The 22,752-nt window shown below is 68.6% G+C and carries 23 protein-coding genes; 9 read left to right on the top strand and 14 right to left on the bottom strand.

The features are described 5' to 3' along the window. Positions 1 to 78 precede the first annotated feature (78 nt). The 3 genes from BN13_RS09435 to BN13_RS09445 are packed head-to-tail and all read right to left on the bottom strand — an operon-like array spanning position 79 to position 2,576. The gene (locus tag BN13_RS09435) at positions 79 to 804 is read right to left on the bottom strand and encodes a hypothetical protein (RefSeq protein WP_048546313.1); all 726 of its coding nucleotides are present in this window, start codon (positions 802 to 804) and stop codon (positions 79 to 81) included. 4 nt (positions 805 to 808) lie between these two features. Beyond that, positions 809 to 2,071 carry a polysaccharide deacetylase family protein gene (locus BN13_RS09440; RefSeq protein ID WP_201329070.1) on the bottom strand — a complete coding sequence of 421 codons (1,263 nt, stop codon included), beginning with the start codon at positions 2,069 to 2,071 and terminating at the stop codon, positions 809 to 811. Between the two features lie 55 nt (positions 2,072 to 2,126). Beyond that, positions 2,127 to 2,576 carry a hypothetical protein gene (locus BN13_RS09445; RefSeq protein WP_048546315.1) on the bottom strand — a complete coding sequence of 150 codons (450 nt, stop codon included), beginning with the start codon at positions 2,574 to 2,576 and terminating at the stop codon, positions 2,127 to 2,129. A 51-nt stretch (positions 2,577 to 2,627) separates the two neighbouring features. Here BN13_RS09445 and BN13_RS09450 point away from each other — a divergent pair, with 51 nt between their 5' ends. From BN13_RS09450 to BN13_RS09460, 3 genes are all read left to right on the top strand, one after another. Further along, positions 2,628 to 3,494 carry a bifunctional methylenetetrahydrofolate dehydrogenase/methenyltetrahydrofolate cyclohydrolase gene (locus BN13_RS09450; RefSeq protein ID WP_048546317.1) on the top strand — a complete coding sequence of 289 codons (867 nt, stop codon included), beginning with the start codon at positions 2,628 to 2,630 and terminating at the stop codon, positions 3,492 to 3,494. A 74-nt stretch (positions 3,495 to 3,568) separates the two neighbouring features. Next, complete coding sequence (locus BN13_RS09455) at positions 3,569 to 3,880, top strand: DUF3017 domain-containing protein (RefSeq protein ID WP_048546318.1); 312 nt, start codon at positions 3,569 to 3,571, stop codon at positions 3,878 to 3,880. A gap of 45 nt (positions 3,881 to 3,925) precedes the next feature. Further along, positions 3,926 to 5,008 carry a calcium:proton antiporter gene (locus BN13_RS09460; RefSeq protein WP_048549039.1) on the top strand — a complete coding sequence of 361 codons (1,083 nt, stop codon included), beginning with the start codon at positions 3,926 to 3,928 and terminating at the stop codon, positions 5,006 to 5,008. 31 nt (positions 5,009 to 5,039) lie between these two features. On the opposite strand, the gene BN13_RS09465 is transcribed toward BN13_RS09460, so the two are convergent. Beyond that, the gene (locus tag BN13_RS09465; protein WP_048546319.1) at positions 5,040 to 6,389 is read right to left on the bottom strand and encodes a cryptochrome/photolyase family protein; all 1,350 of its coding nucleotides are present in this window, start codon (positions 6,387 to 6,389) and stop codon (positions 5,040 to 5,042) included. A 120-nt stretch (positions 6,390 to 6,509) separates the two neighbouring features. Continuing rightward, the gene (locus BN13_RS09470; protein ID WP_048546320.1) at positions 6,510 to 7,499 is read right to left on the bottom strand and encodes a malate dehydrogenase; all 990 of its coding nucleotides are present in this window, start codon (positions 7,497 to 7,499) and stop codon (positions 6,510 to 6,512) included. 470 nt (positions 7,500 to 7,969) lie between these two features. On the opposite strand from BN13_RS09470, the gene BN13_RS09475 reads away from it, so the two are divergent. Next, complete coding sequence (locus BN13_RS09475) at positions 7,970 to 8,524, top strand: NUDIX hydrolase (protein WP_084733670.1); 555 nt, start codon at positions 7,970 to 7,972, stop codon at positions 8,522 to 8,524. After that, positions 8,517 to 11,750, top strand: a complete 3,234-nt coding sequence (locus tag BN13_RS09480; RefSeq protein ID WP_048546322.1) for a bifunctional proline dehydrogenase/L-glutamate gamma-semialdehyde dehydrogenase — start codon at positions 8,517 to 8,519, stop codon at positions 11,748 to 11,750. The genes BN13_RS09475 and BN13_RS09480 overlap by 8 nt, the downstream gene beginning before the upstream one ends. Positions 11,751 to 11,850: 100 nt before the next feature. On the opposite strand, the gene aqpZ is transcribed toward BN13_RS09480, so the two are convergent. Next, positions 11,851 to 12,630 (bottom strand): aquaporin Z, encoded by a 780-nt coding sequence (gene aqpZ, locus BN13_RS09485; protein ID WP_048546323.1) that lies wholly within the window; start codon positions 12,628 to 12,630, stop codon positions 11,851 to 11,853. 282 nt (positions 12,631 to 12,912) lie between these two features. Between aqpZ and BN13_RS09490 the strand changes: the two genes are divergently transcribed. Then, entirely contained in the window at positions 12,913 to 14,637 is a 1,725-nt protein-coding gene (locus tag BN13_RS09490) for a sodium:solute symporter family protein (RefSeq protein ID WP_048546324.1), read from the top strand. A gap of 28 nt (positions 14,638 to 14,665) precedes the next feature. Next, positions 14,666 to 14,923, top strand: a complete 258-nt coding sequence (locus tag BN13_RS09495) for a hypothetical protein (RefSeq protein WP_048546325.1) — start codon at positions 14,666 to 14,668, stop codon at positions 14,921 to 14,923. A 136-nt stretch (positions 14,924 to 15,059) separates the two neighbouring features. Here the strand turns inward: BN13_RS09495 and BN13_RS09500 are convergent, their stop codons facing one another. The 4 genes from BN13_RS09500 to BN13_RS20000 all read right to left on the bottom strand — a co-directional run bounded on the left by BN13_RS09500 (position 15,060) and on the right by BN13_RS20000 (position 17,398). Further along, complete coding sequence (locus BN13_RS09500; protein WP_084733671.1) at positions 15,060 to 15,977, bottom strand: carbohydrate ABC transporter permease; 918 nt, start codon at positions 15,975 to 15,977, stop codon at positions 15,060 to 15,062. Continuing rightward, positions 15,974 to 16,489 (bottom strand): carbohydrate ABC transporter permease, encoded by a 516-nt coding sequence (locus tag BN13_RS09505; RefSeq protein ID WP_235434005.1) that lies wholly within the window; start codon positions 16,487 to 16,489, stop codon positions 15,974 to 15,976. Before BN13_RS09505 ends, BN13_RS09500 begins: the two co-directional genes overlap by 4 nt. Positions 16,490 to 16,768: 279 nt before the next feature. Then, on the bottom strand, positions 16,769 to 16,906 hold the full coding sequence (locus BN13_RS19270) for a hypothetical protein (RefSeq protein WP_157038529.1): 138 nt from the start codon (positions 16,904 to 16,906) through the stop codon (positions 16,769 to 16,771). Between the two features lie 45 nt (positions 16,907 to 16,951). Further along, a complete protein-coding gene (locus BN13_RS20000) occupies positions 16,952 to 17,398 on the bottom strand; it encodes a type 2 periplasmic-binding domain-containing protein (protein WP_048546326.1) in 447 nt (148 codons plus the stop codon). Positions 17,399 to 17,434: 36 nt separating this feature from the next. Here BN13_RS20000 and BN13_RS09515 point away from each other — a divergent pair, with 36 nt between their 5' ends. Both BN13_RS09515 and BN13_RS09520 read left to right on the top strand, forming a co-directional pair. Then, a complete protein-coding gene (locus BN13_RS09515) occupies positions 17,435 to 19,420 on the top strand; it encodes a beta-galactosidase (protein ID WP_048546327.1) in 1,986 nt (661 codons plus the stop codon). A 6-nt stretch (positions 19,421 to 19,426) separates the two neighbouring features. Beyond that, positions 19,427 to 20,308: a DeoR/GlpR family DNA-binding transcription regulator gene (locus BN13_RS09520; RefSeq protein ID WP_084733672.1), complete on the top strand. Its 882-nt coding sequence runs from the start codon at positions 19,427 to 19,429 to the stop codon at positions 20,306 to 20,308. Here the strand turns inward: BN13_RS09520 and BN13_RS09525 are convergent. The 4 genes from BN13_RS09525 to BN13_RS20930 all read right to left on the bottom strand — a co-directional run. Then, positions 20,280 to 21,191, bottom strand: coding sequence for a nucleotidyltransferase family protein (locus BN13_RS09525; protein ID WP_048546329.1), 912 nt, complete (start codon positions 21,189 to 21,191; stop codon positions 20,280 to 20,282). The genes BN13_RS09520 and BN13_RS09525 overlap by 29 nt on opposite strands. After that, positions 21,188 to 21,475 (bottom strand): PqqD family protein, encoded by a 288-nt coding sequence (locus BN13_RS09530; RefSeq protein WP_048546331.1) that lies wholly within the window; start codon positions 21,473 to 21,475, stop codon positions 21,188 to 21,190. The genes BN13_RS09525 and BN13_RS09530 overlap by 4 nt, the downstream gene beginning before the upstream one ends. A 41-nt stretch (positions 21,476 to 21,516) precedes the next feature. Next, positions 21,517 to 22,632: a glycosyltransferase gene (locus BN13_RS09535; protein ID WP_048546333.1), complete on the bottom strand. Its 1,116-nt coding sequence runs from the start codon at positions 22,630 to 22,632 to the stop codon at positions 21,517 to 21,519. 1 nt (position 22,633) lies between these two features. After that, positions 22,634 to 22,752 (bottom strand): NADP-dependent isocitrate dehydrogenase (locus BN13_RS20930; protein WP_157038714.1); only part of this gene is annotated, 119 nt, incomplete at its 5' end.

Genomic DNA, 22,752 nt, shown 5'->3' on the forward strand with positions numbered 1-22,752 from the left:
CACAAGTTAGTCAACTGCGGACAACTTGCAAGGTGTCCACAGTTGACTAACTGCTGCGAGCAGAAGTTCGGAGGACTGTCACCGACCCACCGGGCGCACCGCAGCGGGGTTCACGGCGATCCAGACGGCCCGGGCGGCGCCGAGCAGCTCACCGGACGGCCCGTACAGCGCCGAGGACGACTCGAACCGCCGCCCCGAACTCGCCCCGGGCCACGCCATCACGACGCACTCCTGCCCGACCTCGGGCAGCGCGAAGAGTTGCGCGGTCATCGTCCCCAGCACCATCGGGCGCCCGGCGATCCCCGCCGACCATCCCCCAGGGCAGTCCAGCGCGGCCCACCCGATCGGGACCGAGACCTCCCGCGGGACCCAAGCCGCGGCATACGCCCCGGTGTCATCGCCCACCGCCGCCGGTCGCAACCCCAAACCGTCCTCGCGGGCCGTTCCGCAGGAGAAGCAGGTCGAGAACGGATGCTCCGTCAACCCTTCGTATGCCGATCCCACCGCCCGCGCCTCGGCGAACGTCACGGGCGTCCCCGACGGGCGCGGCAAGGGCTCGCTCAGGTTTGCGACGGCGACCAGGGTGTCGCCGTCGGTGAGCCGGACACCGTCCCCGTCGGGTTCGATCTGCAGGTCGATCTCCAGCGGCGGCGGCGCGCTCAGCCGCACCGTCACGGCCGGGCTGGGCGCGCCGGGCCCCGGCAGCCCCGGCGCGAGGTGCTCCGCGATCGCCCCGGCGAACCAGCCGCCGTTCGCCGACTGCGGGGGACCATTGAACCGGGCGGGGATGCGCAAAGTGCTCATCCGCCTACTCTCCCAGGGGACCGTCCGGTTCGGCGCTGTCGGTGCTCGGCGCGCTGCTGGCGTGGGCGCCGAAGCTCGCCCAGCCACCCGCGGGCGCCTGCCCCACGGGCAGGTCGCGAAGCTCGGCCAGCAGCGCCGGATTCTGCGCGTCGAGCCACTGGACGAGTTGCCGGAACGACACCAGATAGGTGTCGGCGGCGTCGCCGAATTTGCGCATGGCCTCCTCGACCGCATCCATGTAGATGCCGCCGTTCCAGGTCTCGAAGTGGTTGCCAATGATCAGAGGCGCCCGATTGCCCGAGACCGCACGCTCGTGCCCGGCGACCAACGCACCGAGCGCCTCGGCCTTCCACTTCGCGTAGTTGGTCGGGTCCTTCGTCGGCTTCGGCCCGGCCTGGTTTGCCATGTAGTTGTAGTCCATCGCGATGACCTCGAAGGTGTGCCCCGGGAAGGGCACCTGCGACATCGGCAGCAGCCACAGCGACGAGTCGGCGTAGTGCTTCGGCCACATCTGCGGCGCCCCGACCGAACTGTCATAGCGCCAGTGCGCCGCGACGGCCGCCGGAAGCAGGGCCTCCTGCCCCATCAGGCAGGGCGCGCGCGAGCCGATCAACTCCGTGCGGTAGTCGAACGGGAATGGTGGCAGATCGGTGAAGCCCGTGTTGGTCTTCCATTTCATGACCATCGCCTCGGCCTGCTCGATTTCGCTGGTCCAATCGGCCGTCGACCAATTGCCCACAGAGCCCGAGCCCCCGCAGAAGTGACCGTTGAAATGCGTGCCGATCTCGTGGCCTTCCAGCCACGCATCGCGAACGCCGGTGATCGTGCGCCGGATCGATTCGTCGGTCAGGTAGCCGATGTCCGAGGCGCCCACCCGGTTGCGCGGCGGCTTGTAGAGGTCGGCCTTAGCGCGCGGCAGAAGATAGAGACCGCTCAAGAAGATCGTCATTGACCCGCCGACGTCCTTCATCACCTTGCGGAAGCGCGTCAGCATGTGGTCGCCCGTCTCGGCGCCGCCGTCCCACGAGAAGACGACGAACTGCGGCGGGGCCATCCCCGGCTTCAGTGAGGGCAGTTTGGGTTGGTGCGGCTGCGGTCCGGTGTCCGAGGTCGAGCCATCGCCGATGAGGGTGACCTTTGCCTTGCCCTTGTTCTTGCCAGTGCCTCCGTTGCCGGTGGCTCCCGATCCGTTGGCCGCTTGGTCGCACCCGGTGATCGCCGCCGCGAACGCCGCCCCCGTTGCCACCATCGCCGTTCGGCGCGTCACGCTGTTCACGATGTCACCCTCCTCGGCGCCACCTTGTCATGCAGGTGGCCGTCACCTATGAGGACGCGCCGGAGGGCGGTTCGGTTCGGGGTGCGTCGGGCGGTGGATCAGGGGTGGCCAGCGCGAGGAGGGCCGCGGCATACGCCTCCTCCACCTCTTCCCGGAGGTATGCCGCAGCCTCCCCACCCGTCTCGACCCCCACCTCCCAGCCGGCTTCCGTGCGGCGAAGGGACTGAAGGCGGTCACCGATGAGTTCGCGGAGCTGGTCCTCACGGGGCAGCCACAGGGCGACGTCGAGGGGCACCGAATCCAGCGCCCACTCGGTCGTGCCATTGAAGCCGAGGACCGTCTGGTCCTGGTAATGGTGGACCTCGATGGTCAGATCGGAGATCCAGAACACCTGCCCGGACAACTCGTCCTGGGTGATCGTGAACCGGTCGCCGGCGACGGGTTGCCAGAGGATTCCGGCGGCGGCGAGAGCCTGGGCGGTGGCGACGGTGAGCATGCGTCATTGTGGCGCACCTTGCCTCGCCGGGGCTGTGTCAGGATTCCCCGTATGACCGCGCAGACACTCGACGGCTCCGCCATCCTCGCGACGATCAAGCAAGAGCTGACGGCCCGGGTTGCGGCTCTCGCCGAGCGTGGCGTCGTCCCCGGCCTCGGGACTGTGCTGGTGGGTGATGATCCCGGTAGCCACTGGTACGTCGGGGCCAAGCACCGCGATTGCGCCGAGATTGGCATCCGGAGCATGCGCCGCGACCTGCCGGCCGGCACCTCCTTGGCGGAGGTCCTCGCGGTCGTCGACGACCTCAACGCCGACCCCGCCTGCACCGGCTTCCTCGTGCAGCAACCGACCGGGCTCGACGAGAACGCGATCCTCTCCCGCGTCGACCCGGCCAAGGACGTTGATGGCCTGCACCCGACCAACCTCGGCTGGCTCGTCCTGGGCCGCCCGGCGCCGCTGCCGTGCACCCCGATGGGGTGCATTGAACTGCTTCGGCGGTATGACGTTCCCCTCGCCGGCGCTCGCGTCGCCGTCGTCGGGCGCGGCATCACGGTGGGCCGGCCGCTCGGGCTGATCCTGACGCGTCGATCGGAGAATGCGACGGTCGTGACCTGTCACACGGGCACGAAGGATCTTGGGGCGGAACTTCGCCGGGCCGACATCATCGTGGCCGCGGCTGGGGTTCCCGGCATCGTGACCGCCGACATGGTGGCGCCCGGGGCCGCGGTCCTCGACGTGGGGGTCAGCCGGATCATCGCCGAGGACGGGCGCAAGGTCGTCGCGGGTGACGTGCATCCCGACGTCTGGGAGGTCGCGGGATATGTCAGCCCGAACCCCGGCGGAGTCGGCCCGATGACCCGCGCGATGCTGCTGACCAATGTGGTTGAGGCCGCCGAGCGCGAGGCGGGGCTGGCCTGATCCGGCCGCGTCCGCGATGACCGCACGAACTGACTCCGGCGTGACACGCAGGACGTTGCCATGACACCGCCGGCATGACCCCGCCTCCGGTCCGCCGCGGACCCGAGCCGCGCCCGCCCGCCGTCGCCCGGCTCGGCTGGTGGTGGCTGGTCATCGCGGGTTTCGCGGGCGGCGTCGGGTGGGCGGCGACGGACCACCTGCTCCGCGCCACCGTGACGTTGGGGGGCAGTTGCCTGCTCGGGGCGCTGCTGCGCCTGGTCCTGCCGCCGCGGCTCGCCGGTGGGCTGATTACGCGCAGCCGCGGCTTCGATGTGACCTTGCTGATTGTTTTCGGCGCGGCGCTGTTGATCGCGGGCTTCGCCTTGGATCTGCGCGCCCGCGTGTGACTCGGCGAGGCCGTGGTCGCCCTCGCCACTAGAATCGACACCATCATGCGCAAGCCCAGCTGGACCACCGTGGCCCCCTTCGCAGCGCTGGTCGCCCTCGCGGCAACGTGGGGCCGCCACCCCGGAACCCTCACCGTCATCCTCGTCGCGACGCTGCTCGCCGGGGCCGTGTTGGCGGCCGTCCATCACGCCGAAGTCGTGGCGCACCGGGTGGGCGAGCCGTTCGGCTCCCTCGTCCTAGCCATCGCCGTCACCATCATCGAAGTCGCGTTGATCCTCACGTTGATGTCCAGCGGCGGGGACAAAGCATCAACGTTGGCTAGAGATACAGTCTTCGCCGCCGTCATGATCACGCTGAATGGCATCGTCGGGGTGTCGCTACTGCTGGGCGCGCTGCGCTACGAGACGGTGCGCTTCAATGCCGAGGGCTCCGGGGGCGCGCTCGCGACGGTCGCCACGCTGGCGACGCTCTGCCTGGTGTTGCCGACGTTCACGGTGAGTGAGCCCGGGCCGGAATACACCGGCGGGCAGTTGGCCTTCGCGGCCGTCTGCTCCCTCACGCTCTATGGCACCTTCGTCATCACCCAGACGATGCGCCATCGCGACTTCTTTTTGCCCGTGCACGACGACGGGCGCGTGCGACGCGACGACGATCACGCCGATCCGCCGGATGCGCGCACAGCCCTGGGCAGCCTGGCGTTGCTCCTGGTCTCCCTGGTCGCGGTCGTCGGCCTGGCCAAGGTCGAGTCGCCCGCCATTGAGGAGGGCGTGCGCGCCGCCGGCCTGCCGCTGTCGTTCGTCGGGGTGATCATCGCGCTCGTTGTGCTGCTGCCGGAGACGCTGGCCGCCGGCAAGGCGGCGCGGCGCAAGCGCGTTCAGACCAGCCTCAACCTCGCCTACGGCTCGGCGATGGCGAGCATCGGGCTGACCATCCCCGTCTTGGCCGTCGCCTCGATCTGGGTCGACACCCCACTGAAACTCGGTCTGGGCTCGACCCACTCGGTGCTCCTGGTCATCACGCTCGTCGTGAGCGTGTTGACCGTCGTCCCGGGCCGGGCCACGCGCCTCCAAGGCGTCGTTCACTTGGTCCTGGCCGCGGCCTACCTCTTCCTCGCCGCCAGTCCCTAAGCCCCCGATCCCACCGGGGCACCAACTCGCGTTACGTATGCCGCGCCGCCGCGTACCGCTCCAGCGCCTCCGCCCGCTCGTCGCCGTGATCGACGATCCGGCTGGGATAGCCGTGCGCGTAGCCGTCGCCGGCCCGCCACGGCTCGTGCACCGCGGCCCCGCCGAGATGGGCGAGTTCCGGCACGTGCCGGCGCACATACGTGCCGTCCGGGTCGAACCGCTTCCCCTGCGCCACCGGGTTGAAGATCCGGAAGTATGGCGCGGCATCCGTCCCCGTCCCAGCCACCCACTGCCACCCATGGCTGTTGGAGGCCAGGTCGCCGTCGGCCAGCAGGTCCAGGAAGTGCCGCGCCCCGACGGGCCACCAGACGTGCAGGTCCTTGACCAAGAAGCTGGCGACCACCATTCGCACCCGGTTGTGCAGCCACCCGTCCTTCGCCAGCGCCCGCATGCCAGCGTCCACCAAGGGGTAGCCCGTGCGGCCCTCCCGCCACGCCGAGATTCGGCGAGCGATGAGCGGGTCGGCGGGATCGGCATACGGCAGGGAGCGGAGCGTGCCTTTCAGATCGCGCCACGCGGAGGAGGGGTGGTGCCACAGCACATCGGCATAGAACTCCCGCCACGCCAACTCGGTGACGAACACCTCGGCGCCGGGGGAGCGGTCGGCGGCGACCGTCTGCAGAAGGGTGCGCGGGTGAATCGTGCCGAGTTTGAGCGCCACTGACAAGGCGGAGGTGCCGTCGAGATCGGGGCGGTCGCGGTCCTCGGCATACGTCGCGAGGGCTCCCTCGGTGAACTCCCGCCAGGCGGCCGCAGCCTGCTCCTCGGTCACGGGCAGGCTGGGGTGATCCGCTGTCGTCGGCAGGGTCTCGCTGTCCGCGGCGGTGGTGCGCAGACCGGTCGGGCGCGGAATCGGCGGGCGCCATCCGTGCTCGCGCCACGCCCGGGCGAACGGGGTGAATACCTGGAAGGGATCACCGGTGCGGGTTCGGACGCGGCCGGGCCCAACGGCATACGGTCCCCCGAGGGGATGCCAGCCGACATCCGCCGCCGCCAGGGCCTGGGCCACCGCGGTGTCGCGCCGCCGACCGTATGGCGTGGACTCCCCACTCACGTGCACCCCCCGGGCACCGGTCTCGGCGCACACGGCGGGGACCACGGTGGCCGGGTCGCCGGTCCGGATGACGAGGCGGCCGCCCAAGGAGGCGTCCAGGGCGGCCACCGCCTGCAGGTAGGCGCGATCGCGGGGCCGCGTGGCCTCCCCGAGCAGGCGCGGATCCAGCACCACCAACGGCACGATCGCCCCGGCCTCCGCGGCCGATGCGAGCGCCGGATTGTCGGCCAGGCGCAGGTCCCGGCGGAACCACATCACCGCGGTCATCTTGGGCCTCCTTCGACGAACCCGGACACAGCTAAAACCAGTCGACGGGCAGAGACACGCCGTATGTCGGCACGACATACGGCGTGTCTCTGCCCGTCGACGTGGCCGCCTCGGGCTGACTCAGATCAGCCCGAGGCCCTTGACGGCCTCGCGCTCCTCAGCCAACTCGGCCACCGAGGCGTCGATCTTGCCGCGCGAGAACTCGTCGATGTCCAGGCCCTGCACGATCGACCACTGGCCGTCCTTGATCGTGACCGGGAAGGAGGAGATGAGGCCCTCGGGCACGCCATACGACCCGTCGGAGCGGACCGACATCGACACCCAGTCACCCTCCGGGGTGCCCTCGATCCAGGTACGGGCGTGGTCGATCGTCGCCGACGCCGCGGACGCTGCGGACGACGAACCGCGGGCCTCGATGATCGCCGCGCCGCGCTTGGCCACGGTCGGGATGAACGTCCCGGCCAGCCACTCCTGGTCGCCGACCGCCTCGGCCGCATTGCGCCCGCCGACCTCGGCGTGGAACAGGTCGGGGTACTGCGTCGCCGAGTGGTTGCCCCAGATCGTCATCTTCTTGATCTCGGTCACGGGTACGCCGAGCTTCGCCGCGAGCTGCGAGATCGCGCGGTTGTGGTCAAGCCGGGTCAACGCGGAGAACCGCTCCGTCGGGATGTCGGGGGCGTTCGACATCGCGATCAGGGCGTTGGTGTTGGCCGGGTTGCCGGTCACCGTGACGCGGATGTCGGAGGCCGCATGCGCATTCAGTGCCTTGCCCTGCGGGGCGAAGATGCCGCCATTGGCCTCGAGGAGGTCACCGCGCTCCATCCCCGGGCCGCGCGGGCGCGCGCCGACGAGCAGGGCGTGGTTGACGCCGTCGAAGACCACATTGGGGTCGTCGCCGATCTCGATGCCAGCAAGCGTCGGGAAGGCGCAGTCGTCGAGTTCCATGACGACGCCTTCAAGGGTCTTCAGCGCCGGCGTGATCTCCAACAAGCGCAACTCGATCGGGGTGTCCGGCCCCAGCAGCGCACCGCTGGCGAGCCGGAAGAGCAGGCTGTAGCCGATCTGGCCGGCCGCCCCGGTGACGGCGACCTTGACGGGGGAATTAGTCACGTGCCTCGAACCTCTTTGTCGTGGTCTGGACGTATGCCGCGGGCTCCCCGCCGCATACCGGATACCTCCGACTCTAAGACACCCCACGAAGTTCTCCGCTCGTGCCTCGCTCCGATACTTCGCGGGGACCCCGTCCAGTACTTTCGCAACACGGCCCGGTTCGGGCCCATACGCTTGGCGAATGCTCCCCCCGTGCCCCGCAACGGTCTTCGGGTGAGCGAGGGGCTGGGGTGGCCGGGCCGGACCCGGCCGGTCGTCCTCGCGTTCGCGGTCCTCTCCTGCGGCCTGTTCTGGCTGGCGGTGCGAGGAGGCTGGTTCGGCCCGGATGTCGGGCGCGGCCGGGAGCCGCCTCCCCGATCCAAGGTCACGCCGTGTGGCACGTGCTGTGCGCGGGCGCGGCATACGCCCTGTATCGCGCCTATGCCGGCGGCGGACGCGACGGGTCGAGGCAGCGCCAATAAGCTGCCGGAATGCCGATACCCGATTTCGTCCTCCGCCTGCGCGAGAAGGTCGGCAACGACCTGCTGCCGATGACCGGCGCGACCGGTGTCATCCGCGACGCGGACGGCCGGATTCTGCTGGGGTTCCGCTCCGACAGCCAGGACTGGGCGCTGCCGAGCGGGATCATTGAGCCGTTCGAGGAGCCGGCGGTCGCGCTCGCGCGTGAGGTCGAGGAGGAAACCGGCATCGTGGCGCGGATCGACGCCCTCGTCGCGATCTCGGCCACGCCGGAGGTCAACTATCCGAATGGCGACCGCGCCGCATACATCGATTTCACCTTCACGGGAACGGCCCTGTCGGGGGAGCCCTACCCCGCGGACGGCGAGAACGTCGAGGTCGGATGGTTCGCCCTCGACGACCTCCCGCCGCTTCGCGAGTCCTCGGTGTTCCGGCTGGAGAAGGCGCTGAGCTACGACGGGACGACCTGGTTCGCCGAGCACCCAACCGCTCGGCCCCTCGCCAAGCCCCCAACCGCTCAGCCCGCCACCGGCCGAGGCTCGGCGTACAGTGCCGAAGGTGACTGATCCTCGTGACGAGGCGCGCGTCGAGGCCGCCATCGCCCTCGCCGGCCGCCTGCTGAGCACCGCCACCGCCGACATCACTCCAGCCGAGCGCCGCCGCCAGGATCGCCTCGCCGGCCTCATCGAGGACGTCGAGGGCCGCGAACTCGTGCAGGCCCTCACCGACGAAGTCCTGCGGATCGACCGGCCCAAGCGCGCCGCCAACCGCTTCCGGCGCATCGTCGCGGAGCACGGGGTGCCGCGGTCGCTCGGGCTCATCGACCGGGGGCTGATGGCGCTCGGTGCCCGCTTGGCCCCCGGGCTCCCGCCGCTGGTCATGCCGCTCGCGACCCGGCGCATCGTCGCCGAAACCCACGGCCTGGTCATCCCGGCCGAGGACCCCGCGCTCGGCGCCCACATCGCCGCCCGCCGCGCCGCCGGCGTCGACCTCAATATCAACGTCCTCGGCGAAGCGATCCTCAGTGACGCCGAGGCCGACGCCCGCCTCGCCCGCGTCCAGGCGACGATGGCCCGCCGCGACGTCACCTATGTCTCGGTCAAGATCTCGGCGCTCTGCGCGCAACTCGACGTCGCCGCCTTCGACCACAGCGTCGACCGCATTTGCGACCGGCTCGAGGTCATCTTCCGGGCCGCCCTCGCCGCGCGCCCCCCGGTCTTCGTCAACCTCGACATGGAGGAGTATGCCGATCTCCACCTCACCGTCGCCGCCTTCACCCGCGTCCTGAGCCAGGAGGAGTTCCGGACCGCTCCCGCCGGAATCGTCCTGCAGGCCTACCTCCCCGACAGCCACGCGGTGCTGGACCACCTCGCGACATGGTCCGCGGCCCGTGTCGCAGCGGGCGGCCCGCCCATCAAGATCCGCATCGTCAAGGGCGCCAACCTCGCGATGGAGCGCGTCGACGCCGAGCAGCACGGGTGGGTGCAAGCGCCATACCCGCTCAAATCCGATGTGGACGCGAGCTATAAGCGGCTCCTGGACGCCGCCCTGGGTCACGTCGCCACTGGCACCCTTCGCCTCGGCGTCGCGAGCCACAACCTCTTCGATATCGCCTGGGCGCTCACCCTCATCGGCGAGCTACCCGCCGCCCGGCGCGCGGGCGTCGAGATCGAAATGCTCGAGGGTATGGTGCCCGCCCAGGCCCGCGCCGTCCTCGCCGAGGCCGGGAGCCTCCTCTTCTACTGCCCGATCGTGCGCGATGACGAGATCGAGGCGTCGCTCGCCTATCTCGCGCGGCGGTTCGACGAGAACACCGGGCGCGACAACTTCCTGCGGGCGATGTTCACGATGGAGCCCGGTAGCGCGAGCTTCGAGGAGCAGGCGGGCCGGTTCCGGGCGGCGGTGGCGGCACGGCATACGGTCTCGACGACCCCGCGCCGGCCCGGGCTCGCCGAGACCGGCGACGGCTTCCACAACGCTCCCGACAGTGACTTCACGGCGGCCCTGGTCCGAGGCCAACTCGCCGCCGCCATGGCCCAGCTGCCGGACGTCACCGTCGACGTCGTCACCACCCCAGCCGACGTGGACGAGGTCGTCGCCCGCATCGTCGCCGGGCAAGCAGCCTGGGCCGCGAGGACTTCCGCCGAGCGAGCCGCGCTCCTGAACACAGTGGCCGACCGGATGGAGGCCGACCGGTTCGCGACCCTCGCCCTGATGGCGGACGAGGCCGGCAAGACCGCCCGCGAAGGCGACCCGGAGGTCAGTGAGGGGATCGACTTCGCGCGCTACTACGCCACCGCCGACCTACCCGCCGAGAGCGAACCGATCGGGTCCGTCCTGATCGCCTCACCGTGGAACTTCCCCTATGCCATCCCGGCCGGCGGGGTCTTCGCCGCGCTCATGGCCGGCAACACGGTCGTGTTGAAGCCTGCCCCCGAGACCCGTCGCATCGCCAAATGGCTCGTCGATCAGTGCCATGCCGCCGGCATCCCACAGGACGCGCTCCAATATCTCGCGTGCCCCGACGACGACACCGGCCGGCACTTGATCACCCACGACGCCTTCGGCACCTTGATCCTCACCGGCTCCTACGACAGTGCCAAGCTCTTCCTCGGCTGGAAGCCCCGGCTCCGCGTCCTCGCCGAAACCTCCGGCAAGAATGCCTTGGTCGTGACCGAGGCCGCCGATCAGGACGCCGCGATCAAGGACATCGTCAAGTCCGCCTTCGGGCATGCCGGCCAGAAGTGCTCCGCGGCCAGCCTCGCCATCGTCGAAGCCCCGGTGTATGACGATCCCGACTTCCGCCGCCGCCTCGCCGACGCTGTCGCCACCGTCCGGGTCGGCTGGGGTCCCGATCCCGCGACGATCATGGGCCCGCTCATCAGCCCGCCCGGTGAGGCGCTGGAGCGCGGCCTCACCCGGCTCGACGCCGGGGAGTCCTGGCTCGTCGAGCCGCGCCAACTCGACGACTCCGGTCGCCTGTGGTCCCCGGGCGTGCGGATCGGGGTCCAGCCGGGGTCGTGGTTCCACCGGACCGAGTGCTTCGGGCCGGTCCTCGGGGTCGTGCGGGCGCACGATCTGGCGGACGCCATCGCGATCCAGAACGGCACGGCATACGGCCTGACCGCGGGCCTCCACTCGCTCGATCCCGGCGAGATCGACACCTGGCTCGCCGCCGTCGAGGCGGGCAATTTGTATGTCAACCGGCATATCACCGGGGCGATCGTGCGGCGCCAGCCCTTCGGCGGCTGGAAGCGTTCGGCGATCGGCGGCGGACCCAAGGCCGGCGGCCCAGACTATGTCGCGGCCTTCCGTCGCCATCCGTCGGTGGCGATCGACTTCGCGGCGGCGGCCGCGGCCTATCGGACGGCGTGGGATCAGCGATTCGGTGTCGAGAGCGACCCGAGTGCCCTGGTCAGCGAGGCCAATATCCACCGCTACCGGCCGCTGGGCGCGGTCATGGTGCGGTTCGGCGCTGACACCCCCGACGGCGCCGTGGACGCCGCCCGCGCCGCGTCAGCCGTATGCCGCACGGGTCGCCTCGCCGTCTTCGGTCCCGAGAGCGACGACGCGGCGCTGGTGCGCGCCTTGCGCTCGGATCGTCCCGATCGACTGCGCTTGCTCACCGAGGCAGGCGAGGATGTGCTGCGCGTCTGCCACGAACTCGACATCGCCGTTGTCACGCAACCCGTGTCCGCGGACGCGGCGGCCGAACTGCCCCTTTGGCTGCACGAGCAGGCGCTCAGCATCTCCCGGCACCGCTATGGCCGGGTCGCCGGCGTCGAGATCTGACCAGCGGAGAGGGCAGAAAGAGCCGAGGCGCCCACGCGGTAGCGCGGGCGCCTCGGGCCTATTGACGTCGGCCTTATTGACCTCAGCGTGACGGGGACCGTCAGGCGGCGACGACCTTCTCGCGGACGTCCTTGGTCTCACCGGAGATGTCCGGTTCGTTGGCGCCGGTGATCATGGCGTAGGTCGCGCCGGCGATGACCGCACCCACGATCGGGGCGAGCCAGAACAGCCACAGCTGGCCCGGGGCGCCGTCGGCGTTGAAGAACGCCACACCGGTCGAGCGGGCCGGGTTGACCGAGGTGTTGGAGATCGGGATCGACACCAGGTGGATCAGGGTCAGGCCCAGGCCGATGGCGATCGGCGCGAAGCCCTTGGGAGCACGGCCGTCCGTGGCGCCCAGGATGATGTAGAGGAAGACCGCGGTGAGCAGCGCCTCGGCGAGGAAGACGGCACCGAGGGCGTAGCCGCCGGGGGAGTACGCGCCATACCCATTGGCAGCCATGTGACCGACGCGGTCGAAACCGTCCTTGCCCGAGGCGATGGTCAGCAGCGCCGCACCCGCGACGAGACCGGCGACGACCTGCGTGGCGACATAGGCCGGCACGTCCTTCCACTCGAAGCGCTTGGCGACGGCAAGGCCGATGGTGACGGCCGGGTTGAAGTGCCCGCCGGAGACGTGGCCCACGGCATACGCCATGGTCAGCACGGTCAAACCGAACGCGAGGGCGACACCGGTGAAGCCGATGCCGAGCTGGACATTGGAGGCGTCACCGCCGAGGTAGAGCGCGGCGAAGATCGCGCTGCCACAACCGGCGAAGACAAGCCAGAAGGTGCCGAGGAATTCGGCGCCCAGCCGCGCAGGCAGCTTGGGGGTGTGCATGGAAATGCTCCTTGATCAACGGGTGTGGTTTGGTGGGCGAGCCGCACTGCTCACCTCGCGGGCTCAGGCCGCGGCACCGCGCGTCGGTAGACCGGGGGGGATCAACCACGATACGGCACGTATGCCGCGCCTCGCGACAAACCCCCTGCCGCGGCGTGTCGTATGATCTCGATTACATATCGAATCCGGCGCCACCAGCGCCTCCGCCTGCACGCGCGGGCGCGAGTCACTAGCGTCGCTGGTCGTCCGGAACCATTCCACCCTGACGAAAGGCAAACACGGATGTTGCCTGCTTTGGTGACGGCCGACACGCTGATCAGCGCCAGCTTCGTCGACTATGCGATCCTCGCGATCTACTTCATGTTCGTTCTTGGCATCGGTTGGATGGTCAAGAGCAATGTGTCCGATTCGGCCGACTTCTTCTTGTCCGGCCGCTCGCTCCCGGCCTGGGTCACCGGCCTCGCCTTCATCTCGGCCAACCTCGGTGCCGTCGAGATCATGGGTATGTCGGCAACCGGCGCTCAGATCGGTCTGCCCACCACGCACTACTTCTGGATCGGCGCCATCCCGGCGATGCTCTTCTTGGGTGTCGTGATGATGCCGTTCTACTACGGCTCCAAAGTGCGATCCGTCCCGGAGTTCATGCTCCGCCGGTTCGGCAAGGAAGCTCACCTCGTGAATGCAGTGTCGTTCGCCCTCGCCCAGTTGCTGATCGCCGGCGTCAACCTCTACCTGCTCGGCTCGATCGTGCACGCGCTGCTGGGTCTGCCCATGTGGCTAACCCTCATCGTGGCCGCCGCAATCGTGTTGTCCTACATCACCCTTGGTGGCCTGTCGGCGGCGATCTACAACGAGGTCCTGCAGTTCTTCGTCATTGTCGCCTCGCTGTTGCCGCTGACGCTGATCGGTCTGCACCGTCTCGGCGGCTGGAGCGGCCTGGAGGCCAAGCTCAAGCCGCAGGTCGTCGACGGATCGGTCACCACCACCGTCGAAGAGCAACTGCATTCCTGGCCCGGCCAGGCGCTGTCAGGCTTCGACAACTCTTTCTGGTCGGTCATCGGCATCACCTTCGGCCTCGGCTTCGTGCTCTCCTTCGGCTACTGGACGACCAACTTCGTCGAAGTGCAGCGCGCCATGGCGTCGGAGTCGATCACCGCGGCTCGCAAGACCCCGATCATCGGCGCCTTCCCCAAGATGTTCGTGCCCTTCTTGACCATCGTCCCCGGCATGATCGCCGCGGTCCTGGTCAGCGAGATCGCCGAGCTCAAGGCCGGTGGCGCGCCAGCGGGCGGGTCATCGGGTGAAGGCGTGACCTACAACGACTCGATGCTCCTGCTGATGCGTGACGTCCTGCCGAATGGTCTGCTCGGTCTGGCGATCACCGGCCTCCTCGCCGCCTTCATGGCGGGCATGGCGGCCAACATCTCGGCCTTCAACACGGTCTTCACCTACGACCTGTATGGCGATTACCTCGCCAAGGGCCGCTCGGACTCGCACTACCTGCAGGTCGGCCGCCTGGCCACCGTCGCCGCCACGGTCATCGCCATCTTCACGGCCTCGATCGCCGGCTCGTTCAGCAACGTCATGGACTACCTCCAGACGCTGTTCGGCTTCTTCAACGCCCCGCTGTTCGCGACATTCATCCTCGGTATGTTCTGGAAGCGGATGACCCCGACGGCCGGCTGGGTCGGCCTCGTCATGGGCACGGTTTCGGCCGTCACCTTGTGGGCGGGGTCGAAGTTCGGTGACTGGTTCACCCTGCCAGGCCAGGGCCTTGCGTTCGCGGCCGCCTCGACGGCCTTCGTGGTCGACATCGTCCTGTCGGTGGTCGTCTCGTTGATGACCAAGCCCAAGCCGGATTCGGAACTCGTCGGCCTGGTCTACTCCGAGACGCCGAAGGAGATGCGCACCGATCCGGAGGAGGCCAGCATGGCCTGGTATCGCCGTCCGGTCCCGCTCGCTGGCGTGGCGCTCGCTATGACCATCGTCCTCAATACGATCTTCTGATCCGCCCGCGTCGATAGGAGTCAATGTCATGGCAGGTCACAGCGCGGGTGCAATGGACGTCCGCAATGTCATCGGAAGCCTCTTGCTCGTCTACGGAGTCATCCTGACGATCATGGGTCTCTTCGGCGACAAGGAACTCGACAAGACCGGAAATATCAATGCCAACCTCATCGCCGGCATCGCCCTGCTGGTGGTCGGCGGCATCTTCACCGCGTGGGCGCGGCTGAAGCCCATCGTGATCCCCGACGACTACGTCCCGGACCCCGACGCCCGCCCCCACCACTGACGGCGATCCGGGCGGGCGGCGGCGCACTTTCCCGCCCATTGTCACAACATGGACGTACGCAACGGATCATTTCCGTTGCGTACGTCCATGTTGTCTCCCATGACGCCCCACCTCGTTCCTCCGCCGCGGGTCCGGCTTAGCCCTTCGTCGCTCCCAGCGTCAGGCCGGACACGAACTGCTTCTGCAGGACGAAGAAGATGATCAACGTCGGCAGCGCGACGAGCACCGAGCCAGCGGCCACCAGGTTGTTGTCCGTGAAGAACTCGCCACGCAGGTTGTTCAGCGAACTCGTGACCGGGAACTTGTCACCCTGCTGCAGCAACACCGTCGCCCAGAAGAACTCGTTGTAGATCCAGGTCGTCTCCAGCGTGGCCAGCGCCGCCAGCGGCGGCCGGCACAACGGCAACGTCAGGCCGAAGAACTGTCGCGTGACGCTGGCGCCATCGACAACTGCCGACTCATACAGCTCCCGTGGCAGCGTCCTCATATAGTTCGACAACACGAAAGAGCAGAAGCCGGTCTGGAACGCGACATTCACCAGGATGAGGCCCAAGTGCGAGTTCAGCAGCGTGCCCGAGTCACTGATCCAGCTCGGCATCGGGATCTGCCGGAACATCCGATAGACCGGGATCAGCAAGGCCTGCGGCGGCAACAGGTTGGCCGCGGTGAACAGGCCTAGCAGCGCGAGGTTGAACCGCCACGAGAACCGCGAGACCACGAAGGCCACGCAGCACGACAGGAACAGCGTCAGCAACACCGCGGGAACGGTGATCTTCAGCGAGTTCATCATGGTGTGCGTGAAATCCGCCCGCTCCAAGGCGTTCTTGTAGTTCTGCAGCGTGAAGCCGCCGAACGACACATATCCGTGCTTGGCGGTATAGGCGTAGTCCCGGAAACTGTTCATCACGGCATACAGGATCGGGAAGAACCAGATCACCGCCATGACGGCCAGGAAGATCTGCGTGGCCTTGCTCGCCTTGCCCGATCCCGTCGCGACCTTGGAGACCTTGAGCGCCTGCACGGGCGTGGATTGCGGGGCGGTGGTGTCGCTCATCGCTGCTCCTCCCTCATGACGATGCGCAGATAGATGGCGATGAAGACAGAGCTGATCAGCAGCATGATCGTGGCGAGGGCCGAGCCGAAGCCGATCCGGCTGGCTTCACCCACGATGTTCTGCGTGACCAAGGTGGCGATCAACTCCAATCCGTTGCGGCCCTTGTTGATGACCCAGACCAGGTCGAAGGCGCGCAGGGATTCGATGACGGAGACGACCAGGACGATGATGTTGATCGGCGCCAGAACGGGGAAGACGATCTTGAAGAAGGTGGTCCGCTCGTTGGCTCCGTCGACCTTGGCCGCCTCCAACTGCCAGATGAAGCCGACGAGCGCCAGCGACAACACGACCGGCAGATAGAACGACGTCTGATAAATCCTCGACCCGCGCATCTCCTTGTCGAGCAGCACCGCCAGGAACATCCCGAGCGGGGTGGCGACCAAGAAGGTCACGGCCAGCCAGATCAGGTTGTGTCGCACGGCCGGCCAGAACGGCGGGTAGATCGTCGTCACGTCGTGAGAATTCTTCAAACCCAGGAACTTGGCGTCACCGATCGAGCCGATGCCATTCCAGTGGTGAAGGAAAGCAAACCGAGCCGATCGCCGGCAGCCACACCAGCCAGAGCACCAGCGATGTCGGCACAACGATCATCAGGGCGACGACGATACGGTCGACCCCCGATATCTGGTTGATCCCCTTATATCTCGCCACTTCCAAACCCCTAACTCGCGCACGCCGATTTCGTATGCCGCGCCGGCACCTGAGTGGGCAGGCGCGGCATACGACGGTGGTCAGGATCCGAAGATGCTGACCTTCTGGGCCTGGATGTTCTTGGTGATTCCGTCGATGTCCGTGGGGTTCTTGATGAACTCTTGGATCGCCGGGATCATCACCGTGGAGGCGAAGTCAGGACGGGTGTCGCGGTCCATGAACTGCGCGATGGACTTGGCGGACGCGACGAACTCGGCCGACTTCTAGCCCGCGAACCACATGAAGACGTCGTCGGGGGAGCCTTGCAGGTAGTTGTTGATGTTTTCCTGGAAGGTGTTGTGGTCGACGGTGTTGACCTTGACCGTCAGGCCGCTGTTGGCCTTCTGGAAGGCGTCGACGACGGCCTGAATGGCGGCCTTCGGGACGGCGTCGGACTGGTTGGAGCCGAGGGTGACCTCACCGGTGGCGGCCGCGGCGCTGCCGCTCCCGCCAGCGGAGGTGCTCGAAGCGGAGCCGCTGTCGCCGCCGCAGCCGGCCAGGGCGAGGGCGCCGAGCAGACTCCACCCGCGAGCATCGTGCGGCGGTCGACGCCGCGGACCGAGGGCGGGACGAGTGAGGCGAGGTACTCCTCGAAAGTCCGAGGACGGGCCATGAATGTTCTCCTTTGAACGAGCTCGTGGAAACGAACAGTAATCACCACAAGCGATCACCAGGGTTTGTGGGCCTGTCCGGGAAGACTGCGCGGCATGCGGAACTGGCCCGATGACGTGCTGGCCTATGGCGGCGACTACAACCCCGAGCAGTGGCCCCGCGAGGTCTGGGAAGAGGACATCGCGTTGATGAAGCAGGCCGGGGTGAGCTTCGTCAGCCTCGGCATTTTCTCCTGGTCCTGGCTGGAGCCGACCAAGGGCGAGTACGACTTCGCCTGGCTCGACGAGATCATGGGGATGCTCGCCGAGGCGGGCATCGCGGTCGACCTGGCCACCGCGACGGCGAGCCCGCCGCCGTGGCTCACCACGGCATACCCCGAAATCCTGCCGGTGACGATCGACGGCACCACGCTGTATCCGGGCAGCCGGCAGAGCTGGTGCCCGAGCAGCCCAATCTTCCGTGATGCCGCCCGCGCCCTCGTCACCCAACTCGCGCAGCGCTACCACCAGCATCCGGCGCTGGCGATGTGGCACGTGTCAAACGAATACGCCTGCCACAACCTGCCCTGCTATTGCGACACCTGCGCCGCGGCCTTCCGGGTCTGGCTGGAGCGGCGCTATGGCAGCCTCGATCGGCTCAACCACGCGTGGGGGACGGCTTTTTGGAGCCAGCGCTATACCGACTTCGAGCAGATCCTGCCGCCGCGCACCACCCCGACCTTCCACAATCCGACGCAAGTCCTCGACTTCAAGCGCTTCGGCTCCGACACCCTGCTGCAGCACTTCATCGGCGAGAAGGAGATCCTCGCGGACCTCTCGCCGGGCGTTCCCGTCACGACCAATTTCATGTCGATGACCGGCTTCCGCCACCTCGACTATCACCAGTGGGCGCCCCACCAGGACATCGTCAGCACCGATCACTATCTGGTGAACACTCTGGGCCACCCGGGGCCGGAGCTCGCCTTTCAGGGCGATGTCACGCGCGGCCTCGCCGGCGGGGCGCCGTGGTTGCTCATGGAGCACTCGACGAGCGCGGTGAACTGGCAGCCGGTCAATCCGGCGAAGGCCCTCGGGCAGACGATCCGGGACAGCCTCACGCATGTCGCGCACGGCGCCGACACCATCGGCTTCTTCCAGTGGCGGCAGTCGCGCGCCGGCGCCGAGAAGTGGCACTCCGCGCTGGTCCCGCACGCGGGCGCGGACAGTGCCCGCTTCCGTGAAGTGGCGCGGCTCGGGGAGATCGCGGCGGCGCTCGGTGAGGTCAAGGGTTCGCGCGTCGAGGCCTCGGTGGCGATCCTCTATGACTTCCAGGCGCAGTGGGCGTGGAGCGGCCCGGCGATGCCGAGCGCCGATGTCGACTATCCCGAGATCGCCCAGCTCACCCATCGCCTGCTGCGCGAGCGCGGGATTACCTGCGATGTCATCCACCCCAGCGCCGAGCTCAGCGCGTATGCCGTGGTCATCGTCCCGACCCTCTACCTCGTCACCGACGACGACGCCGCCAGTATCCGGGCCGCCGCTGAGCGCGGTGCGCAGGTCCTGGTGACCTATGTCTCCGGGCTGGTCGACGAGAACGATCACGTCCGGCTCGGCGGTTATCCCGGCGCCTTCACCGACTTCCTCGGCGTGCGGGTGGAGGAGTTCAACCCGCTCCTGCCGGGGGACTCGCTCGCCCTCAGCCGCGGCACCGGCGCCCGGTGGAGCGAGTTCGCGACCGCGACCGATGCCGAGGTGCTCATCTCGTATGCCGGGGGTCCCGTCGCCGGGAGCCCCGCCTTGACCTGTCGCCGGGTGGGCTCCGGGGCGGCGTGGTATGCCGGGACGCGCTTCGACGACGACACCTGGCGGTCCGTGCTCGGTGAGGTGATCGATGCGGCGGGGGTCGAGCCCGCGGCATACGTCCCGGCGGGGGTCGAGGCCGTCCGGCGGCGCTCGGGGGAGCGGTCCTGGCTCTTCCTGCTCAATCACGGGGCCGGCGAGGTGCGGGTGGCCGTCGATGGCTATGACCTGGTGTCCGCGGCGTCCGTCGATTCCGAGATCGTCCTGCCGCCCGGCGGGTGCGCGGCCATCCGGGAGGGTTGATCCGTCATGTTGGCCAGCCAGCGACAAGCCCGGATCCTTCAGGAGTTGGGCGGTTCCGGGGCGGTGCGCGTTGCGGATCTCGTGACCACGCTGGGTGTCTCCGATATGACGGTCCGCCGGGACATCGAGGCCTTGGCGCGGCGCGGGCTGCTCGAACGGGTACATGGTGGCGCCGTTTCGCTGGACCAGGCGCATGGCCTGACGGCGCCCGCCCCATCCAGCGATGAGCCGGGTTTCGTTGTGAAGTCTCGGCTGATGCTCGAGGCCAAGGCGGCGATCGCGGCCGAGGCGGCGCAGCTGGTCGCCCCCGGCAGCTCCATCGCCATCTCGGCCGGCACGACGACAATGGCCCTGGCCGCCGAATTGCGATCGGTCCAGGGCATCACGATTGTCACGAACTCGATCCCTGCGGCGCAATTGCTCGCCGACACGGCCGAGACCGCCGGCCAGACGGTCGTGCTCACCGGCGGCACGCGCACACCGTCCGAGGCCTTGGTCGGCCCGATCGCGGTTGGTGCCCTGCGGACGCTGCATGTGGACATGCTGTTCCTCGGTGTCCATGGCCTCGACGAGCGAGCGGGGTTGACGACGCCGAATCTCGTTGAGGCGGAGACGAATCGCGCTCTCATCGACTGCGCGCGCACTGTCTGTGTGACGGCAGACCACACGAAGTGGGGCGTCGTCGGGCTCGGCACGATCGTGGCGCTCGATCGCGTCGACATCCTCGTCACCGACACCGGCCTCAGCCGCCGTGCGGTCGACGTCGTCTCGGAGCATGTCGACAAGATCATCCTCGCCGAGGTGCCCACCCCCTCGCCGCGCACCCCTGACGCCGCCGGCGGGGGTTGCGGGATGCGGACTACGACCCCTTCCCGCGTCGCCCATTGATGGCGCGCGGCACCCCGGCCAGTCCACGCCGCGCCCGTCGCAGACGCCCCAGGGCCCGCTCACGCCGTGTCGCCAGCTCCCACTCCTGCGGCGAGCGAGAGTTGTCCATCGAGATGTCCCAGAACGCGCGCCATACGAGCTCCGGCCGCTCGCGCCAGCGCGCTTGCTCCCAGCGCGTCAGCCAGACGACGGCCGAGTCGCCCACGTGTTCGCGGGATCGCCGCCACTGAGCCAGCGCGGTCGAGAAGCGGTCGTCGGCAGGCCCCGGTTCAGCACCTAGTTCGATCAGAACCTCGCGCAGTGGTTCCAAAGCTCCGGTTTCCCGGGCCGTGGTCACGACGTCCTGTCGCTCACGGGGATCTAGTGACGCCCACGCAGTCTTCAAGGGCGCCATCGCGACCGTTTGTTCACCCGGTGCAAGGGTGCGTAGGGCGTGCAGCGCGAGAATGACGAAATGATCGGCCGGCGCCGGGGCGGGGATGTTGTGGTGGGCCAGCCGGACGATGCGGTGGGCAGCCCACAACCGTTCGAACGCCGACTGCGGATCGGCCAGCATTCCAGGAAAATTCGCGTGCAAGTCGATCGTGGGCGGCCACCCAGGGATCGTGAAGGCGGTGGCGTGCATGCCGATGGCCATCGCGTCTGTCTGCTCGCCGGAATAGCGGGTCCACCCATATTCATGCACGAGATCGACGGCATCCCGGACACGTGCAGGATCGCACAGGATGTCGACATCGCTCGATAGTCCCCCCGTCCTCAGCCCTTGAGACACCGCTACAGGACCTTTGACGAAGAGCACCCGTATGTCCTCGGTTGCCATTGCTCGTGCGGCCACCGCATGAGCGAGGTGGGTTGCCTCGGCGAGAGTCAGTTCGGCGGTCACGAACGGTCCGCCGGTCCGATTAAGCCTTGGGCCAGCACGTTCGTCACGAAGTCGATGATCCCGCGCCGAACCTCGTCCGGATCGCCCTCGAAATTGGTCACCAGCTCGTCCAGCGTTTCACCCTGGGCAATGGCGCTCCAGAGAATCGCTCCGGTCGCGTCGAGTCGAGTGGGAAGCGCCGTGAACGGGGGAGCCAGCTTCACCAGGACGACGCGGTCATCGTGGTGCACCCAGGCGACCGACTCATCGATGACCCAGGGCCCGGTCCGCCCGATCGTCTCCACGACGCGAATTGTGCCGCAAAGACCTCACCGCCCGAAAACGCCTACAGGCGTGGAATGAGTCCTGACTCGGAAAATCGCCGCCGGAAGGCCTGAGGGCTGAACCGCCGCTCCCACAGCTGCCGTGGCGCAGTCCCGTAGCCAGGATCGGCGACGGCGGCCGCCACCCGGGCGAGGGCCGCGGTGAGGTCGGGGACGTCGGCATACCGGAACACGGCTCCCGCCCCGGCCTCCTCGATCTCGCCGGCGAGGGCGACCTCGTCGGAGACGACGACGGGCAGGTTCGCCGAGAGGGCCTCGGCCACGGCCATCCCGAAACTCTCCGGCCCCGGGCAGACATAGATGTCCGCGGAGGCGAGCGGCGCGATCCGCGCATCGCCCCACAGGGGACCGGTCCAGGTGATCCGGTCGGCGACCCCGAGGTCGGCGGCGAGCGCGGTGAGGCCGGCGATGACCTCCGGGGGGCCGTCGCCGACGATGCTCAGGTGCACCCGCAGCCCGTATGGCGCGGCCGCCAGCCCCGCGACCGCCCGGACGAGGTCGTCGAGCCGCTTGAGCGGGTGGATTCGGGTCAGGGTGACCAGCTGGAGGACGCCGGGGTCGTGCGAAGCGGTGTCGCGCTTGCCGCGCAGGTCCTCGGTGGCGAGTTCGACCACGGGGTCGCGGTCCGGGATGCCGGGGAAGGTCTCGATCGAGGAGCGCTTCTCGCGCTCGCTGGTCCACCAGATCCCCGCGCCGCCGCGCACGACCCAGTGTTCGACGAGCCCCCACCACAGCAACTTCTTGAGGTGTTTAGCGGGATAGCGGTCCTTGACGAAGTGGCTCCAGGAGCCGTGCGCCACGCAGAGGTATGGCGTGCGCCGGACCACGCAGGTGGCCGCGGTGAGCGGGTTCCACGGGTCCCAGGTGCCTTCGAGGGTGACCAGGTCGGCGCCGGCGACGAGCCGGTGGGTGGCGCGGATTCGGCCGCCGAGGTTCGTCGGGAGCGCGACGATGCGCGCCCTGCTGCGGGTATGCAGTGCGGCCGGGTCCCCGGCGATGCGGCGGGCCGCGATGGCGATGTCGTGCTCGTAGGCGAGTGCCGCGCTCGACGCGATGACGGCGGTGAAGATCCCGCCGTCATCGGCGTCGAGGGAGGAGCGGAAACGGGCGATCCGCAACTCAGGCGCTCGGCTTCTCCGTCAGTCGATCCACGATGGTGTTCAGCGTGGCGGACGGCCGCATGACGGCGCTGGTCTTGTCGGGGTCGGGGCGGTAGTAGCCGCCGATGTCGGCGGGGG

It is taken from the genome of Nostocoides jenkinsii Ben 74, assembly GCF_001046875.1.
In the GTDB taxonomy this organism is placed as follows: domain Bacteria; phylum Actinomycetota; class Actinomycetes; order Actinomycetales; family Dermatophilaceae; genus Nostocoides_A; species Nostocoides_A jenkinsii.